General features: G+C 38.2%; 24 protein-coding genes and 1 riboswitch. Of the genes, 16 read left to right on the top strand and 8 right to left on the bottom strand.

The genetic code is table 11. The features are described 5' to 3' along the window. Positions 1-36 precede the first annotated feature (36 nt). The 4 genes from DRF67_RS14555 (at position 37) to DRF67_RS14540 (ending at position 3615) form a co-directional block, all read left to right on the top strand. A complete protein-coding gene (locus DRF67_RS14555; RefSeq protein ID WP_115929021.1) occupies positions 37-861 on the top strand; it encodes an RsiV family protein in 825 nt (274 codons plus the stop codon). Between the two features lie 63 nt (positions 862-924). Continuing rightward, on the top strand, positions 925-1743 hold the full coding sequence (locus DRF67_RS14550; RefSeq protein WP_115929020.1) for an RsiV family protein: 819 nt from the start codon (positions 925-927) through the stop codon (positions 1741-1743). A gap of 44 nt (positions 1744-1787) precedes the next feature. Next, on the top strand, positions 1788-2639 hold the full coding sequence (locus DRF67_RS14545) for a diacylglycerol/lipid kinase family protein (protein WP_115929019.1): 852 nt from the start codon (positions 1788-1790) through the stop codon (positions 2637-2639). Between the two features lie 160 nt (positions 2640-2799). Beyond that, the gene (locus tag DRF67_RS14540; protein WP_115929018.1) at positions 2800-3615 is read left to right on the top strand and encodes a T9SS type A sorting domain-containing protein; all 816 of its coding nucleotides are present in this window, start codon (positions 2800-2802) and stop codon (positions 3613-3615) included. 96 nt (positions 3616-3711) lie between these two features. On the opposite strand, the gene DRF67_RS14535 is transcribed toward DRF67_RS14540, so the two are convergent. Together DRF67_RS14535 and ggt are read right to left on the bottom strand one after the other, a co-directional pair. Further along, the gene (locus DRF67_RS14535) at positions 3712-4992 is read right to left on the bottom strand and encodes a dicarboxylate/amino acid:cation symporter (RefSeq protein WP_115929017.1); all 1281 of its coding nucleotides are present in this window, start codon (positions 4990-4992) and stop codon (positions 3712-3714) included. Positions 4993-5207: 215 nt separating this feature from the next. Continuing rightward, a complete protein-coding gene (gene ggt, locus DRF67_RS14530; RefSeq protein WP_115929016.1) occupies positions 5208-6896 on the bottom strand; it encodes a gamma-glutamyltransferase in 1689 nt (562 codons plus the stop codon). A 313-nt stretch (positions 6897-7209) separates the two neighbouring features. On the opposite strand from ggt, the gene DRF67_RS14525 reads away from it, so the two are divergent. Then, the gene (locus DRF67_RS14525) at positions 7210-8175 is read left to right on the top strand and encodes an NAD-dependent epimerase/dehydratase family protein (protein ID WP_115929015.1); all 966 of its coding nucleotides are present in this window, start codon (positions 7210-7212) and stop codon (positions 8173-8175) included. A gap of 85 nt (positions 8176-8260) precedes the next feature. Next, on the top strand, positions 8261-9013 hold the full coding sequence (locus DRF67_RS14520) for a polysaccharide deacetylase family protein (RefSeq protein WP_115929014.1): 753 nt from the start codon (positions 8261-8263) through the stop codon (positions 9011-9013). 105 nt (positions 9014-9118) lie between these two features. On the opposite strand, the gene DRF67_RS14515 is transcribed toward DRF67_RS14520, so the two are convergent. Continuing rightward, the gene (locus DRF67_RS14515; RefSeq protein ID WP_115929013.1) at positions 9119-10324 is read right to left on the bottom strand and encodes a metallophosphoesterase; all 1206 of its coding nucleotides are present in this window, start codon (positions 10322-10324) and stop codon (positions 9119-9121) included. Between the two features lie 70 nt (positions 10325-10394). Beyond that, complete coding sequence (locus tag DRF67_RS14510) at positions 10395-11462, bottom strand: 3-oxoacyl-ACP synthase III family protein (protein WP_115929012.1); 1068 nt, start codon at positions 11460-11462, stop codon at positions 10395-10397. 101 nt (positions 11463-11563) lie between these two features. On the opposite strand from DRF67_RS14510, the gene DRF67_RS14505 reads away from it, so the two are divergent. The 9 genes from DRF67_RS14505 (at position 11564) to DRF67_RS14465 (ending at position 18504) form a co-directional block, all read left to right on the top strand. Continuing rightward, complete coding sequence (locus DRF67_RS14505) at positions 11564-12133, top strand: hypothetical protein (RefSeq protein WP_115929011.1); 570 nt, start codon at positions 11564-11566, stop codon at positions 12131-12133. Positions 12134-12136: 3 nt separating this feature from the next. Further along, positions 12137-12868 carry a bifunctional demethylmenaquinone methyltransferase/2-methoxy-6-polyprenyl-1,4-benzoquinol methylase UbiE gene (gene ubiE, locus DRF67_RS14500; protein WP_115929010.1) on the top strand — a complete coding sequence of 244 codons (732 nt, stop codon included), beginning with the start codon at positions 12137-12139 and terminating at the stop codon, positions 12866-12868. 3 nt (positions 12869-12871) lie between these two features. Then, positions 12872-13654: a type IX secretion/gliding motility protein PorT/SprT gene (porT, locus tag DRF67_RS14495; protein ID WP_115929009.1), complete on the top strand. Its 783-nt coding sequence runs from the start codon at positions 12872-12874 to the stop codon at positions 13652-13654. Positions 13655-13794: 140 nt separating this feature from the next. After that, complete coding sequence (locus DRF67_RS14490; RefSeq protein ID WP_115929008.1) at positions 13795-14097, top strand: hypothetical protein; 303 nt, start codon at positions 13795-13797, stop codon at positions 14095-14097. Next, complete coding sequence (locus tag DRF67_RS14485) at positions 14097-14384, top strand: cell division protein ZapA (RefSeq protein WP_072411552.1); 288 nt, start codon at positions 14097-14099, stop codon at positions 14382-14384. The genes DRF67_RS14490 and DRF67_RS14485 overlap by 1 nt, the downstream gene beginning before the upstream one ends. 228 nt (positions 14385-14612) lie before the next feature. Continuing rightward, positions 14613-16181: a ribonuclease Y gene (gene rny, locus DRF67_RS14480; RefSeq protein ID WP_115929007.1), complete on the top strand. Its 1569-nt coding sequence runs from the start codon at positions 14613-14615 to the stop codon at positions 16179-16181. Between the two features lie 73 nt (positions 16182-16254). Continuing rightward, positions 16255-17496, top strand: a complete 1242-nt coding sequence (locus tag DRF67_RS14475; RefSeq protein ID WP_115929006.1) for an MFS transporter — start codon at positions 16255-16257, stop codon at positions 17494-17496. 132 nt (positions 17497-17628) lie between these two features. Then, complete coding sequence (locus tag DRF67_RS14470; protein ID WP_115929005.1) at positions 17629-17814, top strand: hypothetical protein; 186 nt, start codon at positions 17629-17631, stop codon at positions 17812-17814. 501 nt (positions 17815-18315) lie between these two features. Further along, a complete protein-coding gene (locus DRF67_RS14465) occupies positions 18316-18504 on the top strand; it encodes a hypothetical protein (protein ID WP_115929004.1) in 189 nt (62 codons plus the stop codon). A gap of 81 nt (positions 18505-18585) precedes the next feature. Here the strand turns inward: DRF67_RS14465 and DRF67_RS14460 are convergent, their stop codons facing one another. Beyond that, a complete protein-coding gene (locus DRF67_RS14460) occupies positions 18586-19521 on the bottom strand; it encodes a YeiH family protein (RefSeq protein WP_115929058.1) in 936 nt (311 codons plus the stop codon). 222 nt (positions 19522-19743) lie between these two features. Here DRF67_RS14460 and DRF67_RS21365 point away from each other — a divergent pair, with 222 nt between their 5' ends. Beyond that, entirely contained in the window at positions 19744-20409 is a 666-nt protein-coding gene (locus DRF67_RS21365; protein WP_123912754.1) for a hypothetical protein, read from the top strand. Positions 20410-20547: 138 nt separating this feature from the next. Here DRF67_RS21365 and DRF67_RS14455 read toward each other — a convergent pair whose 3' ends face one another. From DRF67_RS14455 to DRF67_RS14445, 3 genes are all read right to left on the bottom strand, one after another. Beyond that, positions 20548-21423, bottom strand: coding sequence for a LysR substrate-binding domain-containing protein (locus DRF67_RS14455; protein WP_115929003.1), 876 nt, complete (start codon positions 21421-21423; stop codon positions 20548-20550). Between the two features lie 211 nt (positions 21424-21634). Next, positions 21635-22942, bottom strand: a complete 1308-nt coding sequence (locus DRF67_RS14450) for a voltage-gated chloride channel family protein (protein WP_185142118.1) — start codon at positions 22940-22942, stop codon at positions 21635-21637. Positions 22943-22973: 31 nt separating this feature from the next. Beyond that, positions 22974-23040, bottom strand: a riboswitch (Fluoride riboswitch). A gap of 319 nt (positions 23041-23359) precedes the next feature. Continuing rightward, entirely contained in the window at positions 23360-24199 is an 840-nt protein-coding gene (locus tag DRF67_RS14445) for a GLPGLI family protein (RefSeq protein WP_115929002.1), read from the bottom strand. Position 24200: the final 1 nt, after the last annotated feature.

Below are 24200 nucleotides of genomic sequence, written 5' to 3'. Positions count from 1 at the left end.
GAATGGTTTTTGTATTAGATACCTGAAAATTAGATTATGAGAAACTCAATGGCCATTATGGCCTTATCTTCATTACTGTTATGTATGTCCTGTAAAAAGAATGAAACAGCAGTACCTGCAGGGCAAAAAACTGAGAATAAAAAAACTGAAGAATTTGTTGTAGACTCCGTAAAAGTAGATGAGTCCACCCAAATTACAGACTCACTGAAAGTGACCTACGCTTCAACTCTGCTGGTATTCCCTTCCTTGCAGAATAAAGCACTTCTTGACAGTATCTATGGAGACAAAGATATTAAGGATTTTTCTAAAGCAGGAATAGAAAGCTATCTCGAAAATAAAAAGAAAAAGTACTTTCATTCTATTGCCAATGATAATAAAGATTGGGTTTCCGATATTACCCGTGCTGAGAATTGGTATTCCAGATCAAATATGAAATTGGTGTCCAATGCTAACGGGTATATGCATATCCGCTATATGGGAAATGCATACATTGGAGGGGCTCATGATGAATATTCATATTCAGAAAGGGTTTTTGACCTGAAGAACAATAGAAAACTGGAACTAAAAGATGTTACTTCAATGCCCACAATTGCAATTGAAGGGATTCTGATGAAGAATATTGATAAGATCAACAGTGGAACCCAGGATCAAAATGGCGAGGTGAAAAATTCCGAAATGTTATTGGTAGACAAAATTCCTGCAACAGGTAACTTTTATTTTGACGATAAAAATCTATACTTTCATTACAGCCCCTATGAAATTGCTGCATTTGCCGCGGGCGATATTGTTATTCCTATTTCCTGGGAGGAATTAAAAAGTACTTTAAATGAAGAATTTAAAGAAAGAATGAATATTAAATAGATGTAAGAAAGAATATCTTATTTATGGTATTTATTTTGCTTAAACATGCTCATATAAAAAATTATGAAAAACACGATTGCAGTTTTAGCGCTGTCCTCTCTCTTTGCTTTTTCGGCTTGCACAAAAAAGGAAAGCAAGACAGAAGATTCCCAGGAAATAAAGACCTCAGAAAAGGCTGATGCTAAACCAATCAGTGTAGATTCTGTAAGAATAAATGATACTTTAAAAGCAAACAAGTTACTTTCTGTAAGCTTCTCTTCAAAACTTTTGGTGTTCCCGGAAATAAGGGATAAAAAGCTTTTGGACAGTATTTATTTTAATAAGAAAGGGATTACTGACTATTCAAAAACCGGCTTAGAAAGTTTTCTGAGAAAAGAAAAAGCTGAATTTTTTAAAGGAAGTAAAGATTGGAATGCCAATAGAGATTCTGCTACAGAATGGTTTTCAGATTATACTATGAATCTGAAATACAGTATAAACGATTTTATCCATATTGAGTATTCTGAAAGTTCATATTACGGTGGGGCACACGGGAGTTATGATTATTTTGAAAGAGTTTTTGACTTAAAGAATAATAAAAAGGTAACCCTTGCTGATATTACGACGATATCCAAAAAGAACCTCGAAACCTTACTGATGAAGAATGTAGATAAAATTCCGAGTGGAGCGGCAGAGTCAGAAGGAAAGAATTCTGATATGTTGTTGGTCAAGCAAATTCCTACTGATGCTGATTTCTATTTTGATGATCATCATCTGTATTTCCGTTATAACCCATATGCAATTGCATCTTATGCAGCGGGAGCTATTATTATTCCTGTATCATGGGAAGATCTTAAAGGTACTTTAAAACCTGAATTTAAAGAAAGAATGAAAATTAAATAACTTAATGCTTCCTGTTCAGGAAGCATTTTTCTATTTTTGCGGTAATGGAAAAAGTAGCTTTTATCATCAATCCTTTTTCGGCCAAGAAAAATTATCAGCCGTTTCTGAATGAACTTAAAACAAAGGTGGGCAATCCTCTGTATTATGTTTCTGAGTCCATTCCCGGAACGGACGAGTTTATTAAGACTCATTTTGAAAACGTAGATATTTTTGTGGCCATAGGAGGGGATGGTACCATTTCTACGGTTGCTAAAAATCTGATTAATACAGATAAAATTCTGGCGATTTTTCCGGCAGGATCAGGAAATGGGTTTTCTAATGAAACCCGTTTCAGTAAAAATCTGGACGAACTTTTGGAAAAAATACAAGCAAAAAAATCCAGAAAGATCGATACATTTACCGTTAACGGCAGGCTTTCTATCAATGTTTCCGGAACCGGATTTGACGGTAAAGTCGTTAAGGAATTTGAAAAAACCAGTCGTGGATTCAAAAACTATATCAAAGTTTCCCTGAAAACGTTTTTCAATTATAAGCCGATCAAGGTAACATTTATGGATAAACAGTACCAGGAACATAACGGTCGTTACCTTATGCTGAATGTTGCCAATACCCGCCAGTTTGGTAATAATGCTTATATCGCACCCAAAGCAAGCAAAAGTGACGGGCTTGTAGATATGGTGTTGGTAAAAAAATTTCCACTCACTTATTCCGCTTTATTCGCATTCAGAATGTTTACCAAAAGGTTGAAGGATGATGAATATGTGACCTATCTGCCCGTTTCTGAGATTTCATTTAAAGTCAATACCAAAAACTGGCATCTTGATGGTGAGTTTAACAAAATAGAGTCACCTATTCATGTTAAAGTGCTGCCTGCTAGTTTGAATATTTTAATCTAGGTAGCTAACGTTCCAATCGATAGTTTTTTATTTTTAATATAGTATTGCTTTTAAAGTTTTGTTATTTATAATTCAATAAGAAAAAGTATTATTTATTGAAAATTTCTATCTATGTTGTTTTTGTTGCGAAATGGTTATATTTTTATAAAAAACATTTCCTATGAAAAAACATTACCTTCTTTTAATGCTTTTTGTTTGCTTTATTGGAATAAAAAGCCAGATTATTACCGAAAACTTTGAATCTGCAACATTTCCTCCTACAGGATGGACTGTTCAATCGACAAATCCGGCGTTTACATGGACTGCAACTACTACTTCCCCTGTTTCAGGGACAAGATCAGCAAGTGTAGAATATGACCCTGATCTTGTGAGCCAGGATGAAAAATTAATTTCACCAGCATTTAGTCTGGTAGGAGCTACAAGTCCTGTCTTGTCCTTTAAATCCAATTTTAACCCTTATTGGGCTATGACTCCTAACAACAATTACGATACTGTGGTTAAGATTTCAACAGATAACGGTACAACATGGACACAGATTTGGAGCGAAAACAATATCACAGTACCCACTCCGCCAGGATTTGAAACTTATGATATTACTGTTCCCTTAAATTCATTGATAGGGCAGAGTAATGTAAAACTTGCTTTTAATTATATTGGTACCGACGGGGCACAATGGAGTATTGATGATATTAGTGTTACAGATGGTACTTTGAGTGTATCTGAAGCAAGGGTCAAAGATGATAATCTGCTTGTTTATCCAAACCCTGTAAGCGAATCGTTTAGAATAGATCTTCCAAAATCTTACAGTAAAAACAATACAAGGGTGAGCATTATTGATATGTCTGGTAAACAAATAAAAACTTTTGAGTCTGGTAGTAAAGAATCTTATGAGGTATCAGATTTGCCAAAAGGAGTATATTTTATTGTTATATCCGATAACAAGAATAAAATAATGAAAAAAATAGAAAAAAGATAAGTTTTAATCTTCAATTTAAACTATAAAAAATCCGGAGTTTATCAGATGATAAACTCCGGATTTTTATGTTTCAGGAACTATATTGCATCATGTATTTTATACTTCCAGTTTTTTTTCGATTTCGGATGGATGATTCAGGCAGTACTCAAGTTGGCCTTTATCCAACTGCTTTTCCCAATTTGCCACTACTACAGTCGCGACAGAATTTCCGATTACATTGGTCAAGGCTCTGCACTCACTCATAAACTTATCAATTCCAAGAATTAAAGTCATTCCTGCAATGGGAATTTCCGGAACAACAGCAAGGGTGGCTGCCAGAGTAACAAATCCGGCTCCCGTAACGCCCGCAGCTCCTTTGGAACTAAGCATCGCAACAAGCAGCAGCATAAGCTGCTTTTCAATAGGGAGGTGGATATTTAATGCCTGGGCTATGAATAAAGAGGCCAGGGTCATATAAATATTGGTCCCGTCCAGGTTGAATGAGTATCCCGTGGGCACCACAAGTCCAACGATGGCCCGTGAGCAGCCTGCTTTTTCCAGCTTCTCCATAATACCCGGAAGAGCAGACTCTGAGGAACTCGTCCCTAAAACCAAAAGAAGTTCCTCTTTAAGGTAAATAAGGAGTTTGAAAATATTAAATCCATTATACCAGGCTACCGCACCTAAAACCAATACGACAAACAGGAAGGAAGTAATGTAGAAAGTCCCGACCAGAAAGATCAGGTTGAGTACCGAATGAAGTCCGTATTTTCCAATCGTAAAGGCCATAGCCCCAAAAGCCCCGATAGGAGCAAGCTTCATCAGCATATGAACGATCTTGAAGACAGGTGTGGACAGATCCTGAAGAAAATCCGTCACCTTCTGGCTTTTTTCTTTGGTCAATACCAGCGCAATACCCATGAGAATGGCAACAAGAAGAACCTGAAGGATATTATCTCCCACTAATGGGCTGAAAAGGGTTTCAGGGATGATATTCATGACAAAGCCGGTAAGGGTAGATTCATGAGCTTTTTCCTGATACTGGGAAACATCACCGGAAAGAGAGGCCGGATCAATATTTAAACCGCTGCCGGGCTGTAAAAGATTGCCGACCAATAAGCCAATGATCAGTGCTAAGGTTGAAAAGGTAAAAAAATAGATCATTGCTTTTATTGCAATTCTTCCTACTTTTTTTAAATCGGTCATATGGGCAATCCCAAGCGTAAGGGTAATAAAAATAACCGGAGCGATGATCATTTTGACAAGTTTGATAAAGCCATCGCCCAAAGGCTTCATTTTTTCTCCCATTTCCGGATAAAATCTCCCCAGTAATACACCTGCAATAATGGCAATGATCACCTGGAAGTAAAGTTGATTGTAGATTTTTTTTGCTTTCAATGAATAGTCGTTTTGTTTTTTTAAAGGGCGAAAATTAAGAAATTTTATCTGAAAACATGACAAATGTCATGAAAATTAATCTACAGATTAATACCCTTATGAATAATGTAAAAAACTCCGGCTTCATATACAGGACACAAAATGTCTTATACATGAAGCCGGAGTGGTATTGTAATTTTAAGCTTATTTTGAAATACGTTCTGTAGCTTTCTTAATTATTCTGTAGCCACAGAATCATCTCCACGGCCGTCAGCAACCGCGTGGATATTTCCACTTTCATCAAGGACGATCATTTCTGTTTTGCCTATCTGTTTTACCTTTTCTATTACATAATTCTTAGCCTTTAGTTCCGCAATTGTACTTTCAGGGAAATTATTTTCTACGCTTATTGTTTCCGGAAGCCACTGGTGATGGAATTTAGGAGCATTCACCGAAATATTAGCATCAAGCTTGAAATCAACCACATTCACAACAGACTGATAAACTGAAGTTGGGATGGTTGTTCCACCTGGTGTCCCCACCACCATATAAGGTTTTCCATTTTTCAGCAATATCGTAGGGGTCATGGAAGAGAGCATTCTTTTATTAGGTTGGATGGCATTAGCTTCTCCGCCTACTGCTCCAAACATATTGGGGACACCGGGTTTGATGGAGAAATCATCCATTTCATTGTTTAGAAAGAAACCCGCTCCTGAAACAAGTACTTTACTTCCATAGTATCCATTAAGAGTAGTGGTTACAGAAGCGGCATTGCCGTCTTTGTCAAGCACTGAAATGTGAGTCGTTTGTGTAGATTCTTTGGGTTGGGCTATGATTTTACCCACTTCCGAACTGGGGGTAGCTTTATCAAAACTGAAGCTTTTCCAGCGGTTTTTCAAATAGTCATCAGAAATCAGATATGACGTTTTATCCTGAATAAAGTCCGGATCACCCATGTATTCTGCCCGGTCTGCAAAGGCCCTTCTTTCCGCTTCAGTCATAATCTGAACTGCTTGGGTAGAATTCTGCTGGTATTTTTCAAGATTTTCGAAGCTTGCCATTCGCAGCATCTGAGCAAGCAGAACACCACCGCTGGAGGGTAAAGGCATAGAAACAACATTATTTCCCTTGTAATCAAACTCCAGGGCCTTCCGTTCCGCCACCTTATAGTTTTTTAGATCCTCCAGGGTAATAATTCCATTTCCTCTTTTCATTTCTGAGATCAGAAGTTCCGCAGTCTTTCCTTCGTAAAAACCTTTAGCCCCCAGTTTCTGAATTAATTTCAAGGTTTCTGCAAGGTCTTTCTGAACCAGGATATCACCGGCTTTCCAAGGGGTGCTTTTTACAAAAACAATGGCAGACTTATTATGCCTTTGAAACTTTTCCTTATTGTTATTCAGCATATCCGCCTCTTTTTCCGTAATAGCAAATCCCTGCTCTGCGAGATCAATCGCCGGCTGAATGATTTTGTCCATCGGAAGCTTACAGTGTTTCAGGGTAGCGAAAAAACCTGCTACACTTCCCGGAATTCCCACGGCCAGTCTCCCATTTTGGGAAAGATCTGTATCCGCCTTTCCTTTTTTATCGAGGTACATGTCTCTGGAGGCTTTTTTAGGAGCTGTTTCCCGGTAGTCCAGAGTGAATTTTTCACCATTGCTTTTTACTCCTACCAGGAAGCCGCCCCCGCCAATGTTACCGGCTTGAGGATATACTACAGCTAATGCATATTGGGTGGCTGTTACAGCGTCATAGGCGTTTCCACCCATTTTAAGGATCTTTGCCCCGGCTTCACTGGCCAGAGGATGTGCAGATACTACAACACCTTTATTCTTTACTTTTACTTCCTTTACAATGTTGATATCCGTATACTGAGCCCAGCTAAGTTGACCTAACAAAAGGATCGAAGCAATTAAGATCTTCTTCATAATGATTACTTTTCTTATAACAAAAATATGGAAATTACATCAATAACCTGAGTTTGGAGCAAGGAAAGTAAGTGGAGAGGCTGGGAAGCCGGAAGTTTCTGTTGATCTGATAACGTAGATAAATATACTCTATAGGTGACACATTCGGTTTTCCAGTGTTTTAAAGACTTTAAAGACTTCCTTCTTCCAGCTTTTCTCGGAATTAAGTTTAAATAATTTTCATGACAATTTGCGAATACATTTTAAATTCACCTTTATTATTATGGTTGGCATGTTTTTTTTACTTTTGTACAATTCTAAAAAAAACTGAAAAATGGAATCCTATACGGAAAGAATACTGATTACAGGTGCGCTGGGACAAATCGGCACCGAACTGACGAACAGACTTGTTGAAATTCATGGGGCAGACAATGTTGTGGCTTCAGGACTCGACAGATGGCAGGAGGGAATTACTTCTGCAGGACACTATGAAAGAATGGATGTCACCAACACTCAATTGGTAAGACAGGTGATTAAAGATTACGACATCACTACAGTGTATCACTTAGCTTCACTATTATCGGGGACATCAGAAAAACAGCCGATTTTTGCCTGGAAACTGAATCTGGAGCCGCTTCTTCACTTTTGTGAGATGGCAAAGGAAGGGTTGATCCAAAAGATCTTCTGGCCGAGCTCTATCGCAGTATTTGGAAAAGGAATTCCAAAGCGTGATGTAGGGCAGGATGTTGTATTAAATCCAACAACAGTGTATGGAATCTCTAAAATGGCGGGAGAAAAATGGTGTGAATACTATTTTGATAAGCATGGAGTAGATGTAAGAAGCATCAGGTATCCTGGATTGATCTCCTGGAAAACACCTGCAGGGGGTGGAACAACGGATTATGCAGTTGAGATTTTCTACAAAGCGATAGAGGAGGGGAAATATACAAGCTTCATTTCTGAGAATACAGGAATGCCGATGTTGTATATGGATGATGCCATCAATGCAACTTTGAAATTAATGGATGCTCCGAAAGAAAGTGTAACCGTTCGCTCTTCTTACAACCTGGGTGGAATGTCATTTACCCCTAAAGAACTGGCAGAAGAAATTACCAAAGAAATTCCGGAATTTACAATCGATTACAAGCCCGACTTCAGACAGGAAATTGCAGATTCTTGGCCAGCTTCCATTGATGATTCAGTGGCTAAAAAAGACTGGGGACTGTCTTATAATTTCGGAATTTCTGAAATGACAAAAGACATGATCGCCAACCTTAAGATAAAATTAGCTAAGAATTAATTATAGTAAAGTGAAACTTTAATTAGATTTGCTTTTAACATCTGATTTTTAGTTAATTATAAATTTTATATAAAATTTAATTAAAATGATATTGTTGACTTTTAATGTGATAAATATTGAGGCTGGAGCAAAAAATGGTTCCCAGATTACCGATGAAGAAAGGTTAAAAATCACAGAAGACAATACCAGGGCGATTCTTAGAATTTTAGATATTCATGATATCAAAGCAAGTTTTTTTGTAGAGATTTCCATTGCCGAAAAACTTCAGAATTTAATAAAAGCAATTTCATCCAAAGGGCATGAAATTGCTTTTTATAATAACCGTTCAAATCGGTCAGAAATTGAAAATGCCAAAAAGAATATTCAGGAACTTTTGGAAAAACAGATCAGGGGAATCCGGCAGAAAGAGGTAAAGATATCACATGAAGATTTGAAGATGCTGGAATTTAATTATGTGTCTAATATAGACAATGCCAATATTCTTTTTCCTTTCAAACGTCTGAAAAGAGATACTGAAATTACAGAAGAAGATGGTTTGAGCATTGTGCCCGAAAGCATATCGCCATACAGCCAGCTGCCCTATAATGATTTTGTGTTCCAGATCCTGCCAGGGAAATATTATCACAACATGGTTCTTGAGACCCTTCAGAATGAGGAGTTTGTTCTTATCTATCTTAATTCGTGGCAGTTTACGGACTTTAAGAAATACCGGTTTGATATTCCTTTTTACCGGAGTTTATTTTCAGGCAAAAAAATGGAGGACAAATTAGATGCCCTCCTGACTTTTATCAACGAGAAAGACCTTGCTGTTTCCCGGATGAAAGATTATATTTTTTAGGTGATAGATATTAGGTAGCAGGTAATAGGTTTCAGTTAAAAGGATTAGAGAGAGAATGTTATGGTTAATGTTTTGTGTAACACAAGAAACCTGCAACCCGAATCCCTAACTCAGCTCAAACAGGGTTATCTCAGGCAGTACGCCCACTCTTCCCGGATATCCAAGAACTCCAAACCCTCTGTTCACATATAGCAATTTCCCTTCGCTCTCATAAAGGTCTGCCCATTTCGGGTAACGGTACTGAACCGGTGACCATTTTATATTTTTAAGATCCAGACCGAACTGCATCCCGTGGGTATGTCCTGAAAGTGTTAAATGGATGTTTCCAGGGTGTTTTTTTACGACATAATCAAAATGGGTGGGATCATGGCTCATCAGGATTTTTGTAGCGGATTCGGGTACTCCTTTTAAGGCGTCATCAATTCTTCCGAATTGAGGGAAGGGTTTCAGTCCCCAGTTTTCTACCCCAAGGATGTAGAGCTTTTCACCGTTTTTCTCAATCATTTTGTTTTCGTTTCTCAGCATATCAAAACCAGCCTGCTTTTCATAATCAATGAGGGTATCCAGGTTTTTCTTTTTGGCATCAAGGGATGCCCAGGTTACATAATCTCCGTAATCATGATTTCCTAGCACCGCAAATTTGCCATCTTTGGCCGTGATCTGCGAAAACAGAGGTATGAAGGGTTTGAATTCATCTGCAACATTGTTCACCATGTCTCCGGTAAAGAGGACAAGGTCGGGTTTCTGCTCATTGATTAGGTCAATAGCATGTTGAAGCTTGCCTGGGTCTGAAAAGCTGCCACTGTGAACATCTGAAATCTGAATGATTTTATAACCTTTGAAACTTTTCGGAAGGTTGGAAAGTTTTACTTTTACTCTTCTTACTTTGTGCCTGTATTTTCCGAATGTAATTCCGTCAATAAAAAGGGCTGAAAGAACACCACTCATTCCCAGGCCAACCAGACTGAGAAACTTCCTTCTTTCCGGAAAGAAATTTTCCGCAGGTTTTGTGAAGCCGATCAGATAGCCTCCGGTTCTGATGATATCATCGATTAATAAAAATAAAACCACAAAAATCTTGGGAAGAATAAATATTAAAAATAATGAAACCATAATCTGGGCTCTTGAAGTACTTCTGTCTGATCTTGAAAGATGGGTGATTTCATAAGCGAAAATCCCGTAGACAATCAATGATATTGCCCAATATCCCGTTCGTATCCAGAAGTTATCTGTAAGTGTTCTGATGGCCTGATAAATGTAAACTTCCAAAAACAGGAAGATTCCAGCGATAATTAAAAAATTCTTTTGCATGGTCTGATTCAAAAAAAGCACAAAGAATAACTTCCCTGTGCTTTTATATTTTTTTGTTTATTAAATACGTTTAAGGAAATCTGTAAACGACAGCATTGATGTTCATTCCGGCACCTACCGAAGTCATAACAATGTTACCTTTATCTTTAAACGAATGACCCTCCATTTTTCCTTTAATTATTAAATCATACATGGTAGGAATTGTTGCTACAGACGTATTTCCAAGGTTCTGGATTGTCATAGGAGAGATGGCGTGGTCATATTCTTTGACGTCATATAACCTGTGCAGTCTTTCGATCATAGCGTAATCCATTTTGGCATTGGCCTGATGAATTAAGATCTTATCAATATCTTCAATAGATAACCCGGCGTCTGTAATGGTTTCCTTGATGGCTACCGGTACATTTTTAAGGGCATATTCGTAGATTTTTCTTCCCAGCATTCTTACATACAGACGCTTTTGATCCACGTCTTTATTGATGGAAGGTGCGTTTTCGAGATAATTGAGCTCCGGGCCGTTGTCGCAGATCGTATTATGGGCAATTATTCCCACATTTTCCTCGTCAGTAGCCTGTACCACCACGGCACCGGCTCCGTCAGCAAAAATCATTCTGTTTCTGTCGTGCGGATCTGTAACTCGGCTTAAAGTTTCTCCACCGATCACCAGAATTGTTTTGGCTACTTTGGCTTTGATTAAGTTATCGGCCAAAATCATAGCTTCCACCCATCCCGGACATCCGAAAAGCATATCATATGTTACACATTTTCTGTTTTTGATGCCCAGTTTGTTCTTTACCCTTGCTGCCATTGTGGGCATAAAGTCCGCATATCCGTTTTCAGTAACTTCTCCGAAATTGCTTGCATAAATAATGTAATCCAATTCTTCCCCGTCTACTTTTGCATCTTCAAGGGCAATCTTTGCAGCTTCATAACCGATTTTTGAGTTGGAAAGATCATCCTCAATGAACCTCCTGTTTTCGATTTCTGTAATCTCTACAAATTTCGCAATGGTTTCTTCCACAGGCTTTTCAATCTTTACCCCATCTTCTGTGTAGAACTCGGAATTCATGAAGTAATCTCTACCAATAACTCTGTTTGGAATGTAACATCCAGAGCCAATAATGATCGTATTCGGCATTCGTTTATATGATTTTTTTAAAGATGCAAAGTTAATAATTAATATTAATAACGGAGAATTAAAAATATTATTAAATTTGCAAAAATTGTACTTTACAATCTATGAAAAACAACTCATCCTTAAAAGGCTTACTCATTGCAGCTGTGGCGTTTATCGGTGCCTTTGGGATCTACTTCCTTTTTTTAGCCAAGAAGAATTATTATGTTGTAGATAATCCTACCCCGAATACCTATTATTTTAAGATCAATAGCGGATCTGAAGGAATCATTTCAGCGGGGCAGTACGTGCATGTGGATTTGAATAAAGGGAAAAACTCTATTCAGGTTTTTGATCAGAATAAAAAAATGCTGTACGATTCAGCGTTTGAAGTGAATAAACTTCGTGGTTTGATTAATATTGCGCACCAGGATTACTATGTCAACGATCAGTATTATGGGTATAACCTCAAAAAAGACTCCTTACTGATGGCTCTTGACAAAACCGTTATCGACGGAAAAGAGTATTTCGGAGGGGCAAAGCGCTTCAGCAAGCTTTACACAGAAGACTTCTATTACAATGTAGATGAAGATTACGATAAGGTAATCAAGAATATCCAGAAAGTGGAATCACGCTCCAAGATTTTCAGAAAGCAGGATTTCCTAAATTATTATAAAGAATATTACAAGTTTTAAGTTTTGACAAAAGATATCACAAAAGTTACTCCCTACAACTCAGAGGCTACCAAGAAAAGCCAGGTAGAGGATATGTTCGACAATATTGCACCGAAGTATGACCTTCTGAACCATGTTTTATCCATGAAAATTGATGTTTTGTGGAGAAATAAACTGGTAAGATGGATGAAAAATGACAACCCACAGGAAGTACTGGATGTGGCTACAGGAACGGGAGATCTGGCGATTACCATTGAAAAAGGTACCGGGTCCAAAGTAGTTGGTTTAGATTTATCACAACAAATGCTCAATGTTGGCGTTATTAAAATAAAAAAACTTAAATTAGACGGCAAAATTTCCATGCAAAAAGGAGATGCAGAAAACTTACCTTTCGAGGACAATAGATTTGATGCTGTTTCCGTTGCATTTGGAGTAAGGAATTTTGAGAACCTTACCAAAGGTTTGGCAGAGTTAAGAAGAGTAGTTAAAGATAACAAGAGTGTTTATATACTGGAGTTTTCAAAGGTTGAGGGTTTTATGGGACCGTTTTATATGTTTTATTTCAGAAACATATTACCTGCCATAGGCAGACTGGTTTCTAAAGATAATAGGGCGTATACATACCTTCCGGATTCTGTAAATGCTTTTCCTTTCGGGGAAAAGATGAAGCAAATTCTTTTAGATACGGGATTTAAGAAAGTAGAATATAAAAAACTAAGTTTAGGTATAGCCACAATTTATAAAGCAACAAAGTAACCTATGAATAAATTTTTATTAAAAGCACTGGTTTTAGCCTCAGTAAATATTGCCGTTTTTGCAGACGCGCAGTTTAGAACCCGAAACAGAATGGATAAGTTGGAAGATTTCGACGAGCAGAAATTCAGTTGGGGTTTTTATTTGAACGGGAATAGACTGGACTACCGGATTGTACTGCATCCGAGATATGGGATGCACGACAACGCAAACCTTGTATCTTCTAAAGAAAGTTACAGTTTTGGTGCCGGCCTTATTGCAAAATGGAGACTCAACGACTATCTTGATGTAAGATTAGAACCGGGATTACAGTTTGCACAAAGACAGTTGACTTTTAATACTCAATCTAATGACATCTATGCAGGCGGATCTTTAACCAATCCTCCTTTTATGCCGATTCCACTGACAGAAAATGATAGAGTAAGAGAAATCAAATCCACTTTGGTAGATATTCCTGTCCTTTTGGAACTTCACGGCCAGAGATGGTACAATTCCAGGCCTTATGTTGCAGCAGGGGTGAATTATATTGTAAATCTGCAGTCTAATTCAGGATCTACAGATGATAATATGCAGCAGATCTTCAGATCTACCACCCACAACTTTGCGTGGTCTGCAGAAATGGGAATTCAGTTTTATTTCAACAAATTTAAACTGACCCCGGCCATCAGAGGAACATTCTTTATGAACAATGAAAAAGTGGCGGATAACGCGACTACACCTCCGTATTGGGCTTCTGCCATTTCCACATTACAGACAAGAGCCATTATGTTTGTTCTTAAATTCGAATAAGAATAATCCCGTTGGACAATATACGAGGAGGTGCTTCTGCATCTCCTTTTTTGTTAGGATTCCAAAATATAGGACGTTTTATTTTTGTTAGTGTTAATATTTTTTTATTTTTGCTTCTAGTTAGAATATACAAACCTGAAATGCTTCAAGATTTAGAAAACAATTTTTCAGAATTAGAGAGAAAGATTTTGACTCTCCAAAAGAATTATAAAAATCTTACTGAAAATTTATCAGAATTAAATATTGAGCATGAAGAATTGAAGAAGAAATATGATGAGGAAAGAAGAAGAAATCAGGTATTAGCAGAAGAACAAAAAAATATAAAACTTTATTCAGCAATATCAGGAAATCCTGAACACAATAGATTAATGAAAAACCATATCAACAGATTGGTCAAAGAAATTGATTTCTGTATTGCTCAGCTTCAAAACAGTGGATTATAATGGAGGTAAGGAGAATAACCATAAACATTGCAGGAAGGGTATATCCGCTGAACGTACCGGCAGCAGAGGAAGAAACTCTGCGTAAAGTGGGGAAGCAGATTGAAAATATGATTAAAGATTTTGAACAGAACTTCGATGTAAGAGACAAACAGGATGCTTTGGCCATGTGTGCCCTGAAACTGGGAACCAATGCAGAAGTAGTATCTCTTAACTACGAGAAAAATATTAATTCTACCAATGACAGACTGGCCAAGATCAATCAGTCATTGAATGAAATCGGGAAATAGATTTTTTTTCCCGAAAACAGACTGCCTACAATAATTCTAACACATTAAAGGTAAACTCAACGCTAAACAATTACCGAGCAAATGTCCATTGAATGGCGAGCCGGACTTCCGGATTACAGACAGTGGAAATCAGTTCAAATCGTGTTGATTAGGAGTTTACTCTCAATCTCTGGATTATTGTGGGCTTTTTTATTTGGATATGAAGACAATTAAAACTCAATATATATTATGACAACAGCCATTATAGTAGGCGTTATTTGTTTAGTTATTGGGGCAGTGATCGGGATGTTTTTCTCCAGAAGCTCGCTCAATACTAAAGCAAAATTTATCATAGATGATGCAAAGAAAAATGCCGAAAACCTTATAGAAAAAGCTAACGTACAAGCTGAATCCATAAAGAAAGAAAAAAACCTTCAGGCAAAAGAAAAGTTCCTGGAACTGAAATCCCAGCATGATGCTGATATCCAGTCCCGCGAAAAGAAAATGCAGGAAGTAGAAAAAAGAACGAAAGACAAGGAGCACAAGCTGAACGACGAGCTTAGCAAAGTGGGAAAACTTGAAAAAGATCTGGATAAGCAAATTGCAGATTACGCGAAGAAAAATGAGATCCTGGACAGAAAACAGCAGGAACTGGATGTGGCCACCACTAAAAAAGTTGAAATTTTAGAGAAGATCTCTAATTATACTGCAGATGAAGCTAAGGCGGAATTGGTAGAAACCATGAAAGCAGAGGCGAAGACAAGAGCCCAGGCACATGTTCAGGGCATCATGGAAGAAGCTCAGATGAATGCTAAAAACGAGGCTAGAAAGATCGTTATTCAGACCATCCAGAGAATCGGAACCGAGCAGGCTATCGAAAATTCAGTATCGGTATTCAACATTGAATCTGACGAAGTGAAAGGTAGAATTATCGGTAGAGAAGGTAGGAATATCCGTGCTTTGGAAGCCGTGACAGGAGTAGAGATCATCGTTGACGACACCCCGGAAGCCATCCTTCTTTCATGTTTTGATCCGGTAAGAAGAGAAATCGCAAGACTATCCCTTCACAGATTGGTTACCGATGGTAGAATTCACCCGGCAAGAATCGAAGAAGTTGTAGAAAAAACAAGAAAACAAATTGAAGAGGAGATCATTGAAGTGGGTAAAAGAACGATCATCGATTTAGGAATCCACGGATTACACCCTGAATTAATCAAGATCGTTGGTAGAATGAAATACCGTTCTTCCTATGGACAGAACTTATTACAGCACTCCAGAGAAGTAGCAAACATCGCTGCAACAATGGCTGCTGAACTGGGATTAAACGTTAAATTAGCCAAAAGAGCAGGTCTTTTACACGATATAGGTAAGGTTCCTGAGCAGGAATCAGAACTGCCGCATGCATTACTAGGAATGCAATGGGCTGAGAAGTACGGCGAAAACCCGGAAGTTATTAACGCAATTGGAGCTCACCACGATGAAATCGAAATGAAATCATTGTTGTCTCCGATCATTCAGGTTGCCGATGCCATCTCAGGAGCAAGACCGGGAGCAAGAAGACAGGTGTTGGAGTCTTATATCCAGAGACTGAAAGACCTTGAATCTGCAGCATTAAGCTTCGATGGAGTATCAAGTGCTTATGCAATCCAGGCAGGTAGAGAACTCAGAGTAATGGTAGAGAGCGGGAAAGTAAATGACGAAGTCGCTTCTCAACTGTCTTATGACATCTCTGAAAAGATTCAGAATGAGCTTACCTACCCGGGACAGGTGAAAGTCACCGTAATCCGGGAAACCAGAGCGGTGAATATTGCAAGATAATAATCAGAAAAAGATATTTCATAAAAACCTTTCAAGAAATTGAAAGGTTTTTTATTTTTATCAAAACTTAAAAATGCAAGAACTGTCCCTGTTTTCAAAACTGAAGTACATTTTCTCTATTCCCGTTATTATTTCAGCCTTAGGCTATTTTGTTGATATTTATGACCTCCTTCTGTTTGGAATTGTGAGAATTCCCAGTTTAAAAGCCCTAGGGCTGAATCCTGATGCGGATGGTACCTTTATTCTGAACTGCCAGATGGTAGGGCTTTTGCTGGGAGGTGTTTTCTGGGGAATATTTGGAGACAAAAAAGGGAGGCTCTCTGTGCTTTTCGGTTCTATTTTAGTCTATTCACTGGCTAATATCGCCTGCGGATTTCTTCCCTATTTTCCCAAAGAGCATCTCGTTTATCAATATGCCGGTCTTAGGTTTATCGCGGGAATTGGCCTTGCCGGTGAGCTTGGAGCAGGAATTACCCTGGTTTCTGAAAGCCTGCCAAAGAATTTAAGGGCTATCGGTACCTCCGTCGTAGCTGGATTTGGGCTGATGGGTGCTGTAGTCGCCCAGCTGACCGTAGAGCTGGCTGGTGGCTGGAACGTTTCCTATATCATTGGAGGAATCATGGGAATCTTATTACTGCTTCTGAGGATAAGCGTTTCAGAATCCGGTATCTATAAAAAAATTGAACATAAAAGTGTCTCCAAAGGAAATTTCCTTTCCTTTTTCACCAATAAGGACCGCCTCATCAGATACCTGAAATGCATTGCAGTAGGATTACCTACGTGGTATTGTATTGGGATATTAGCCGTTTTAGCCAATCAGTTTGCCCCTGAATTAGGAATTAGGGATATTGATCCCGGTAAGGCAATTATGTGGGCTTATATAGGGATTTCTGTGGGTGATCTTTTGAGTGGATTTATCTCCCAGGCGTTAAAATCCCGGAAAATGGCCATTTTCTATATGTTGATCTTCACGCTGGTGGGAGTGGGTATTATGTTGTTTGGCAATACCAATACGGAAACAAAATACTACTTTTTCTGTGTGTGGCTGGGCTTTGGAACCGGGTATTGGGCCATGTTCGTAACATTGGCAGCAGAACAATTCGGAACCAATATCAGAAATACGGCAACCACTACTGTTCCGAATATGGTCAGAGGGTTAGTACCTGTTATGATCCTTGCATTCGACTTCTTTAAAGGCGGTTTTTCCGTTGTGAAAAGTGCTGCCATCGTAGGTGTAGTGGTATTCGGGCTTGCTTTCTATTCTTCACTCACCATCTCGGAAACCCACAACAAGGATTTGGAATTCACTGAATAATACCCTCTTTTTTATGCTTTTAAATACAAGATTATGAGTTAATTAACATTTTTTTATGTTCTGAATAACATTAATTTATTTACTTTTGAAACTAAACCTAATCATAATTGTCTAATTAAAAATCAAATCATCATGTCACAGAAAATTTTTAAAAATGCTAAAAAGCTTGAAAGAAATGACCTTAGGGATATCACAGGAGGTGTAGGAGGACCGGTAACCCCTGATCTCTCACAATGTGGCTGCAGCTGCACGGGAGCAGTAACTGGCCCGGCATACTGTGGGAAATATAAAAAATGCCTTCAGGTAATCACCTGTTAAGTGGAAATATCCTCATTACAATAAGCCTTTCGGGAAACCAGAAGGCTTTTTTAGTATGGAAGTGAAGATGAAGAAGGAAATAATGGGTAGAAGAAAATAGCTAAGAGAGGCCATAGGTAATGATGCAGGATTTCTTGAGGTTTTACAAATAATAAATATATTGTATCGGTTTTTTAAGACAATTAATCGGGTTAAGAAATAGTATTTTCAGTAATGTAGTTAGAAAACTTCCAGCCTCTTCTTCCAGCTTCAGGCTCACTTAATTTCTTCCGCCTCGCAGCAACGGATGACATCAAACGACTGGTAAAACAGAGACAAGCTTCATGCATTATTTCTATTTGTTTAATAAATTGCGATTAATAATTTCATTGCTTTTTTCGATTAATAGGGTTGTAATCAATATATTATTAAACTTTATAATAAATTATGTTGCGAATAGTTAATATTTGTTTAACTTTGAAAAGTAACTAAAACTATATTGTTTAATCAAAACCAAATCAAATGAACATTATTAAAAATGCTAAAAAGCTAAAAAAAGAAGAACTTAAGAATATTGCCGGCGGAGTAAGCGGCAATCCGGATTTATCTCTATGCGGATGCAGCTGTTCAGGTTCTGTAACCGGACCTTGGTACTGCGTTCAGTATATCGGGTGCCCTCAGGTGTACACTTGTGACCAATCGGCTGTATAAAGCCCTATTTCCACACGAATAAACATTTCCACATTTAATAGGCAGAACCCTTTTTTTATTTAGAAAGGGTTCTGCCGTTTTTTAACGGATGATGTAGAGAAGACTGCCGACACTGATCGTAACCCATAGCAATACAGCAGTAAACAGAGGCTTTATGCCAATGGTCTTCAGAGTTTGAAGAGACAGGGTAGAACCAATGAAAAACAGCGTAAGATTCAGGCCCGATTTTGCCAAAACAGTGAGTGAAGAACTTAACTTTTCCGCCAGGGGAAAATACGTATTTAGAAGAATAGCCAGAATAAAGTATCCGATAAACCAGGGAATCTTAATCCTGGAATCTTTACTTTTAAAAATAAACATAGTAATCAGTGACACCGGAATGATCCACAGCGCACGCGCCAGTTTCACCGTCGTAGCTACTTTTAAAGCATCATTTCCGTATTTGCCGGCTGCTCCTACAACAGAACTTGTATCATGGATTCCCACAGCACACCATAAGCCAAACTGCTCTTGTGAAAGATTCAGCATATGTCCGATAGCCGGATAAATAAATAAGGCAACAGAATTCAAGGTAAAAACAATAGCCAGGGCAAGCGAGATTTGTTTGGTATCGGGTTTGATGATAGGGGAAACGGCTGCAATTGCACTTCCGCCACAAATAGCAGTACCCGCAGAAAGAAGATAAGATAAAGGTCTTTCAAGTTTAAAAACCTTTCCAAGGATATATCCAAGGCCCATTACCGTTATAATACTGACCACCGTTAACATCAGTCCGGTTTTTCCGGCTTGGAGGGCTTCGTCAAGCTTTAATCCAAACCCTAATCCAACAATGGAAATCTGCAGCAGAAGGTGAATATATCGATGAAGGTTCTTTTCAAATGGGTTTCCAACAAAAACAGCAAGTCCTAAACCTAAAGCAAGAGCTATGGGAGAAGAGATCAGCGGACTAAGACACAAAACAGCCAGGATTATAAAAACTGTTTTCCGTATCATTTCATTTTGAATGAAATCTTTCATAATGCGAATGTTTAAAATCTGCATCAAAATTCCGGAAAATAGTATTACAAAGTAAATCGTATTTTGTTATGTTGGATAACTAGAAGTTATAATTATAAGAGGTAAAAGATAAAAGATAAAAGATAAAAGATAAAAGATAAAAGATAAAAGATAAAAGATAAAAGATAAAAGATAAAAGATAAAAGATAAAAGATAAAAGATCTTATCGTTAAATCTCAATATTTGCTTGGCCCATCAATAGAGGTGGGCTTTAGCCCGCCTTACCATAGAGATTTCCTGGCATTAACACCGAAAAACTCTGGCAAAACAGAATATCCGGACAATAATCATGACAGAAGTAATCCCGATCATGTAGTAATGATCTTACGATTACATCTCAATATTTGCTTGGCTCTATCAATAGAGGTGGGCTTTAGCCCGCCTTACCAAAGAGATATCCCGTCATTAACAATGAAAAACTCTTGCAAAACAGAATATCCGTACAATAATCGTGACAGAAATAATCCCGACCATGTAAAAATGATCTTATCATTAAATCTCAATATTTGCTTGGCTCAATCAATAGAGGTGGGCTTTAGCCCGCCTTACCATAGAGATATCCCGTCATTAACAATGAAAAATTCTTGCAAAACAGAATATCCGTACAATAATCGTGACAGAAATAATCCCGACCATGTAAAAATGATCTTATCATTAAATCTCAATATTTGCTTGGCTCAATCAATAGAGGTGGGCTTTAGCCCGCCTTACCATAGAGATATCCCGTCATTAACAATGAAAAATTCTTGCAAAACAGAATATCCGTACAATAATCATGACAGAAATAATCCCGATCATATAGTAATGATCTTATCGTTAAATCTCAATATTTGCTTGGCTCATCAATAGAGGTGGGCTTTAGCCCGCCTTACCATAAAAATAAATCCATCGGCTTTAGCCAAAACTTAAAAGCTTTGGATATTTTTAATAACAATGCTAAAAATAATAGGATTTTTCTATAGTTAATAGATTTATATCATCGGGAGATTATTCGGCAAACCTCAAAAAAAGCTTAATCAGTTCAGACTGATCTCCCTTAGGAAGGATAAAATGAAAATCTCTTTCAATGCTGAAGTTTTTGATGTCTATGATAGTCAGGGTGTTGTTTTTCAATTCGTTGAGGATGGTGCTGACAGACAAGAATGCCATGCTGTCTGAGTGAAGAAGGTAGTTTTTAATGCTTTCACTGCTTCCCAACTGGATGCCTGTGTGCAGCTCGTTGGTGTCAACTCCTTTTTCCCTTAGCCGGTTCTGTATAAATTCCTGTGTTCCCGAACCCTGTTCCCGGAAGATCAGGTTGATGTCATACAGATCTTTGATGTGTAATGTTTTATAGGCTAAAAGATGATCGGCTTTTGCTGCCAGAACAATCTCATCCGCTTTGAATTTTTTATAATCAAAATAAGAAGACTGAGATTCGCCCTCAATAATCCCGAGGTCAATTTTTTCTTTTTTTAAAAGAGTGGAAATAGCTTCCGTATTTCCTGTGAGCAATTCAATCTTGATGTCTTTGTAGTAAGCATTGAATTTGGCCAGGATTTCAGGTAAAATATACTGTGCGACAGTAGTGCTTGCTCCTATAATCAGTTTTCCTCTATGTTGCAGGTTGATCTGACTGATCTCGAACTCAAGGTCGCGGGAGAGGGTTCTGATTTTTTCTGCGTATTCATAAAGGATTTTGCCGCTTTGGGTAAGTTGGATAGAAGTTCCCTTACGGTCAAACAGCTTTGTGCTCAGCTGTGTTTCTATTTCCTTGATATGCTTGGTGACAGCCGGCTGTGAAATATGAAGTTCTTCTGAAGCTTTGGTAAAACTCAATCTGGAAGCTACCGTATGGAAAACTTTTAATCTATAGTCAAACATGGGAGTAAAATTACGAATTTTAGATGGAAAGGGAGAAGGGGGTGTTTGAGAGCTTGTGGGAGATGTGAAGCGGATTTTGTGGATTAGGACTTAAAGTTTAACGTTGTAGGTAACCAGTAACGACCAACAAAAACAACCAGGAACCAAAAACAACCAGCAACTAGCACCACCAACAACTAGCAACCACCAACCACCAACTACCAACAAAAACCTATAAAAAATCCGAAATACTCTTATTCTGCTGATTCTCGTATCTTCTATTTTTAGCTTCGCCGATATGTTGTCCCGTATAAATGCTGTTGTGCCCTGAGAAAAGATAAGATACCACACAGGCAATCGCTATATATACTCCGCACTCTGCCCCAAAAAGTTCGATTCCCATCAGCATACAGGCCAAAGGAGTATTGGTTGCGCCGGCAAATACAGCAACAAATCCCATTCCTGCTAGTAATCCGAATGGTAATGGAATGAAAATGGATAATGCGCTGCCTAACGTTGCTCCGATAAAGAACAGGGGAGTAACTTCTCCACCTTTAAAACCTGCTGAAAGCGTAACAATTGTAAAAATCATTTTCAAAACAAAATCATGTAATGGAAGCTGCTTTTCAAAAGATTCTACAATGACAGGAACTCCGAGACCAATATATCTGGTTGTACCCATTGCAAAAACTGCCAGTGCAAGTATAATTCCTCCTGCCACAGGCCGAAGGGGCGGATACTTGATTTTTGATTTGAAGAAAGAACCTGCCCAATGGATAAGCCGGCTGAATGTGGCCGCGCAAAGCCCAAAGATAACCCCTGCTAAAACACTATATAAGATGGGTAAAAAATCCGTTGGAGGAATCAGATCAATATGATAATGGGTATGTCTTACATTCCAGAGCCTGGTGACCCAGTCTGCCAGAATAGCAGAAGCAAAAGCAGGGAACAGGGCATTGTAACGGATTCTTCCAATCAGGAAAACTTCAAGACCGAAAACAGCTCCTGCCAGGGGCGTTCCGAAAACAGACCCAAATCCGGCTGCAATAGATGCGATCAAAAGTATTTTTCTTTCCTTTTGATCGAGCTTAAAGGGACGGCTAAGCTGATCCACCATCGCACCGGCCATCTGAAGGGCTGTCCCCTCGCGGCCGGCAGAACCACCGAAAAAATGGGTCACAATTGTTCCTATATACACAAAAGGCGCCATTTTGAACGGAATAATTTCTTTGGGATCCAGAATGTTGCCGATCAAAAGATTATTGCCAGCCTCCACATCTTTTCCCCAGTGATAATACAAAATCCCGATCAGGAAGCCGCCAACGGGAAGAAGCGCAATAAGCCAGAGGTGCGTTTCTCTGAACTGGGTAGCCCATTCCAGGGATTGTAAAAAACCGGCTGAAGCTGTTCCTGCCAATCCGCCAATAATGATACTGATGAATAACCATTTTAAAATATACGGCAACGCAGGAAATTTTCTGAAGAAAAAATGAGTGTAAAAAATCGCTGTTTTACTAATTGTTCGCTGATGTTTTGACATAATAATCCTGATTAGTTATTTATTAATAATCTCTTAATCAGGCGTCATCAGCTTTTGAAAGCGGTTGGGTAAGGAAGAACACCATTTCCTTTTATGTTGCAAATATATTAATTAAAAGATAAAAGATAAAAGATAAAAGATAAAAGATAAAAGATAAAAGATAAAAGATAAAAGATAAAAGATCTTACCATTAAATCTCAATATTTGCTTGGCTACATCAATAGAGGTGGGCTTTAGTCCGCCTTACTTATCGTTAAATCTCAACATTTGCTTGGCTCTATCAATAGAGGTGGGCTTTAGCCCGCCTTACCATTTAAAAACATCAGAGGTATCCGGACAATAATCATGAACAGAAATAATCCCGCTCATGTAATAATGATCTGTGGTCATTAATGTGCTTATTCGTGCTAGCTGTTTTTAATAAAAGGGATAATGCACAGCCTTATCAAGCTCTACCGGGTTGTTGTATCGTCTGATGACCTGCTGCATACTTTCGGTTTGGGTATTCAATTCGTCCACAGTATGAATTTCCTTTCCGTTGATATTAATTTTTAAGTCATTATTTGTTTTGCTGAAGTTGTTTCTTTCAAAAGCAAACGGATCATTATAAAATTCCATCTGCAGTTTTAGTTTTTGCTTTTCATTGATTGGTACTGCTTTATTGCCAAAATTAGCTTCCAGAAAATCGGCTGTAGAGAAATTGCCCGGGATTTTCTGACTTTTGATCAGGTTATAAATGAAATTTTTCTTTGCGTCAGAGATCTCAAAGATTAAGCCCGGTAATCCGCGGAATTTAAATGGTCCTTCATTAAAAGGTAAATCTTTACAGAACCATGCGGTCCAGTTTCTTCCTCCAAATCGGGTAGTTGCTTTTTGTAAGGTGTATCCCTCTGTTTTTTTAGTCTCATCAGAAATAGTCCAGTTGAGTTTATCTGTTGTTCTAAATGAGTAATACCCTTGTTTGATATTGATGTAGTTTTCGTTATCAAAAGAATTGATTTTTCTTTTGACGACCTGCCCCGACATATCTGTATACGAGGAAATTGTCCCGAACTTTTTGTTCAGGGAATCTGTAATGGCCAGATTTTGTCCGTAGAATTTTACTTCTTTAGGAGTGATGTCGAGGACCATATTAAGTTTTTCCAGTCCGGATTCTGCGGAGTCTATTTTATATTGGAGCTCATAGATAAACCGATGGGTTTGTGCCTGGACTAAAGCCATAATAAGCAATGTTATTGAGGTAAAAATGCTTTTCATA

The sequence above is a fragment of the Chryseobacterium pennipullorum genome, from assembly GCF_003384725.1.
GTDB classification, from domain to species: domain Bacteria; phylum Bacteroidota; class Bacteroidia; order Flavobacteriales; family Weeksellaceae; genus Chryseobacterium; species Chryseobacterium pennipullorum.
Note: the sequence above shows the minus strand (reverse complement) of the source record. Positions and strands in the feature narration are given on the sequence as shown.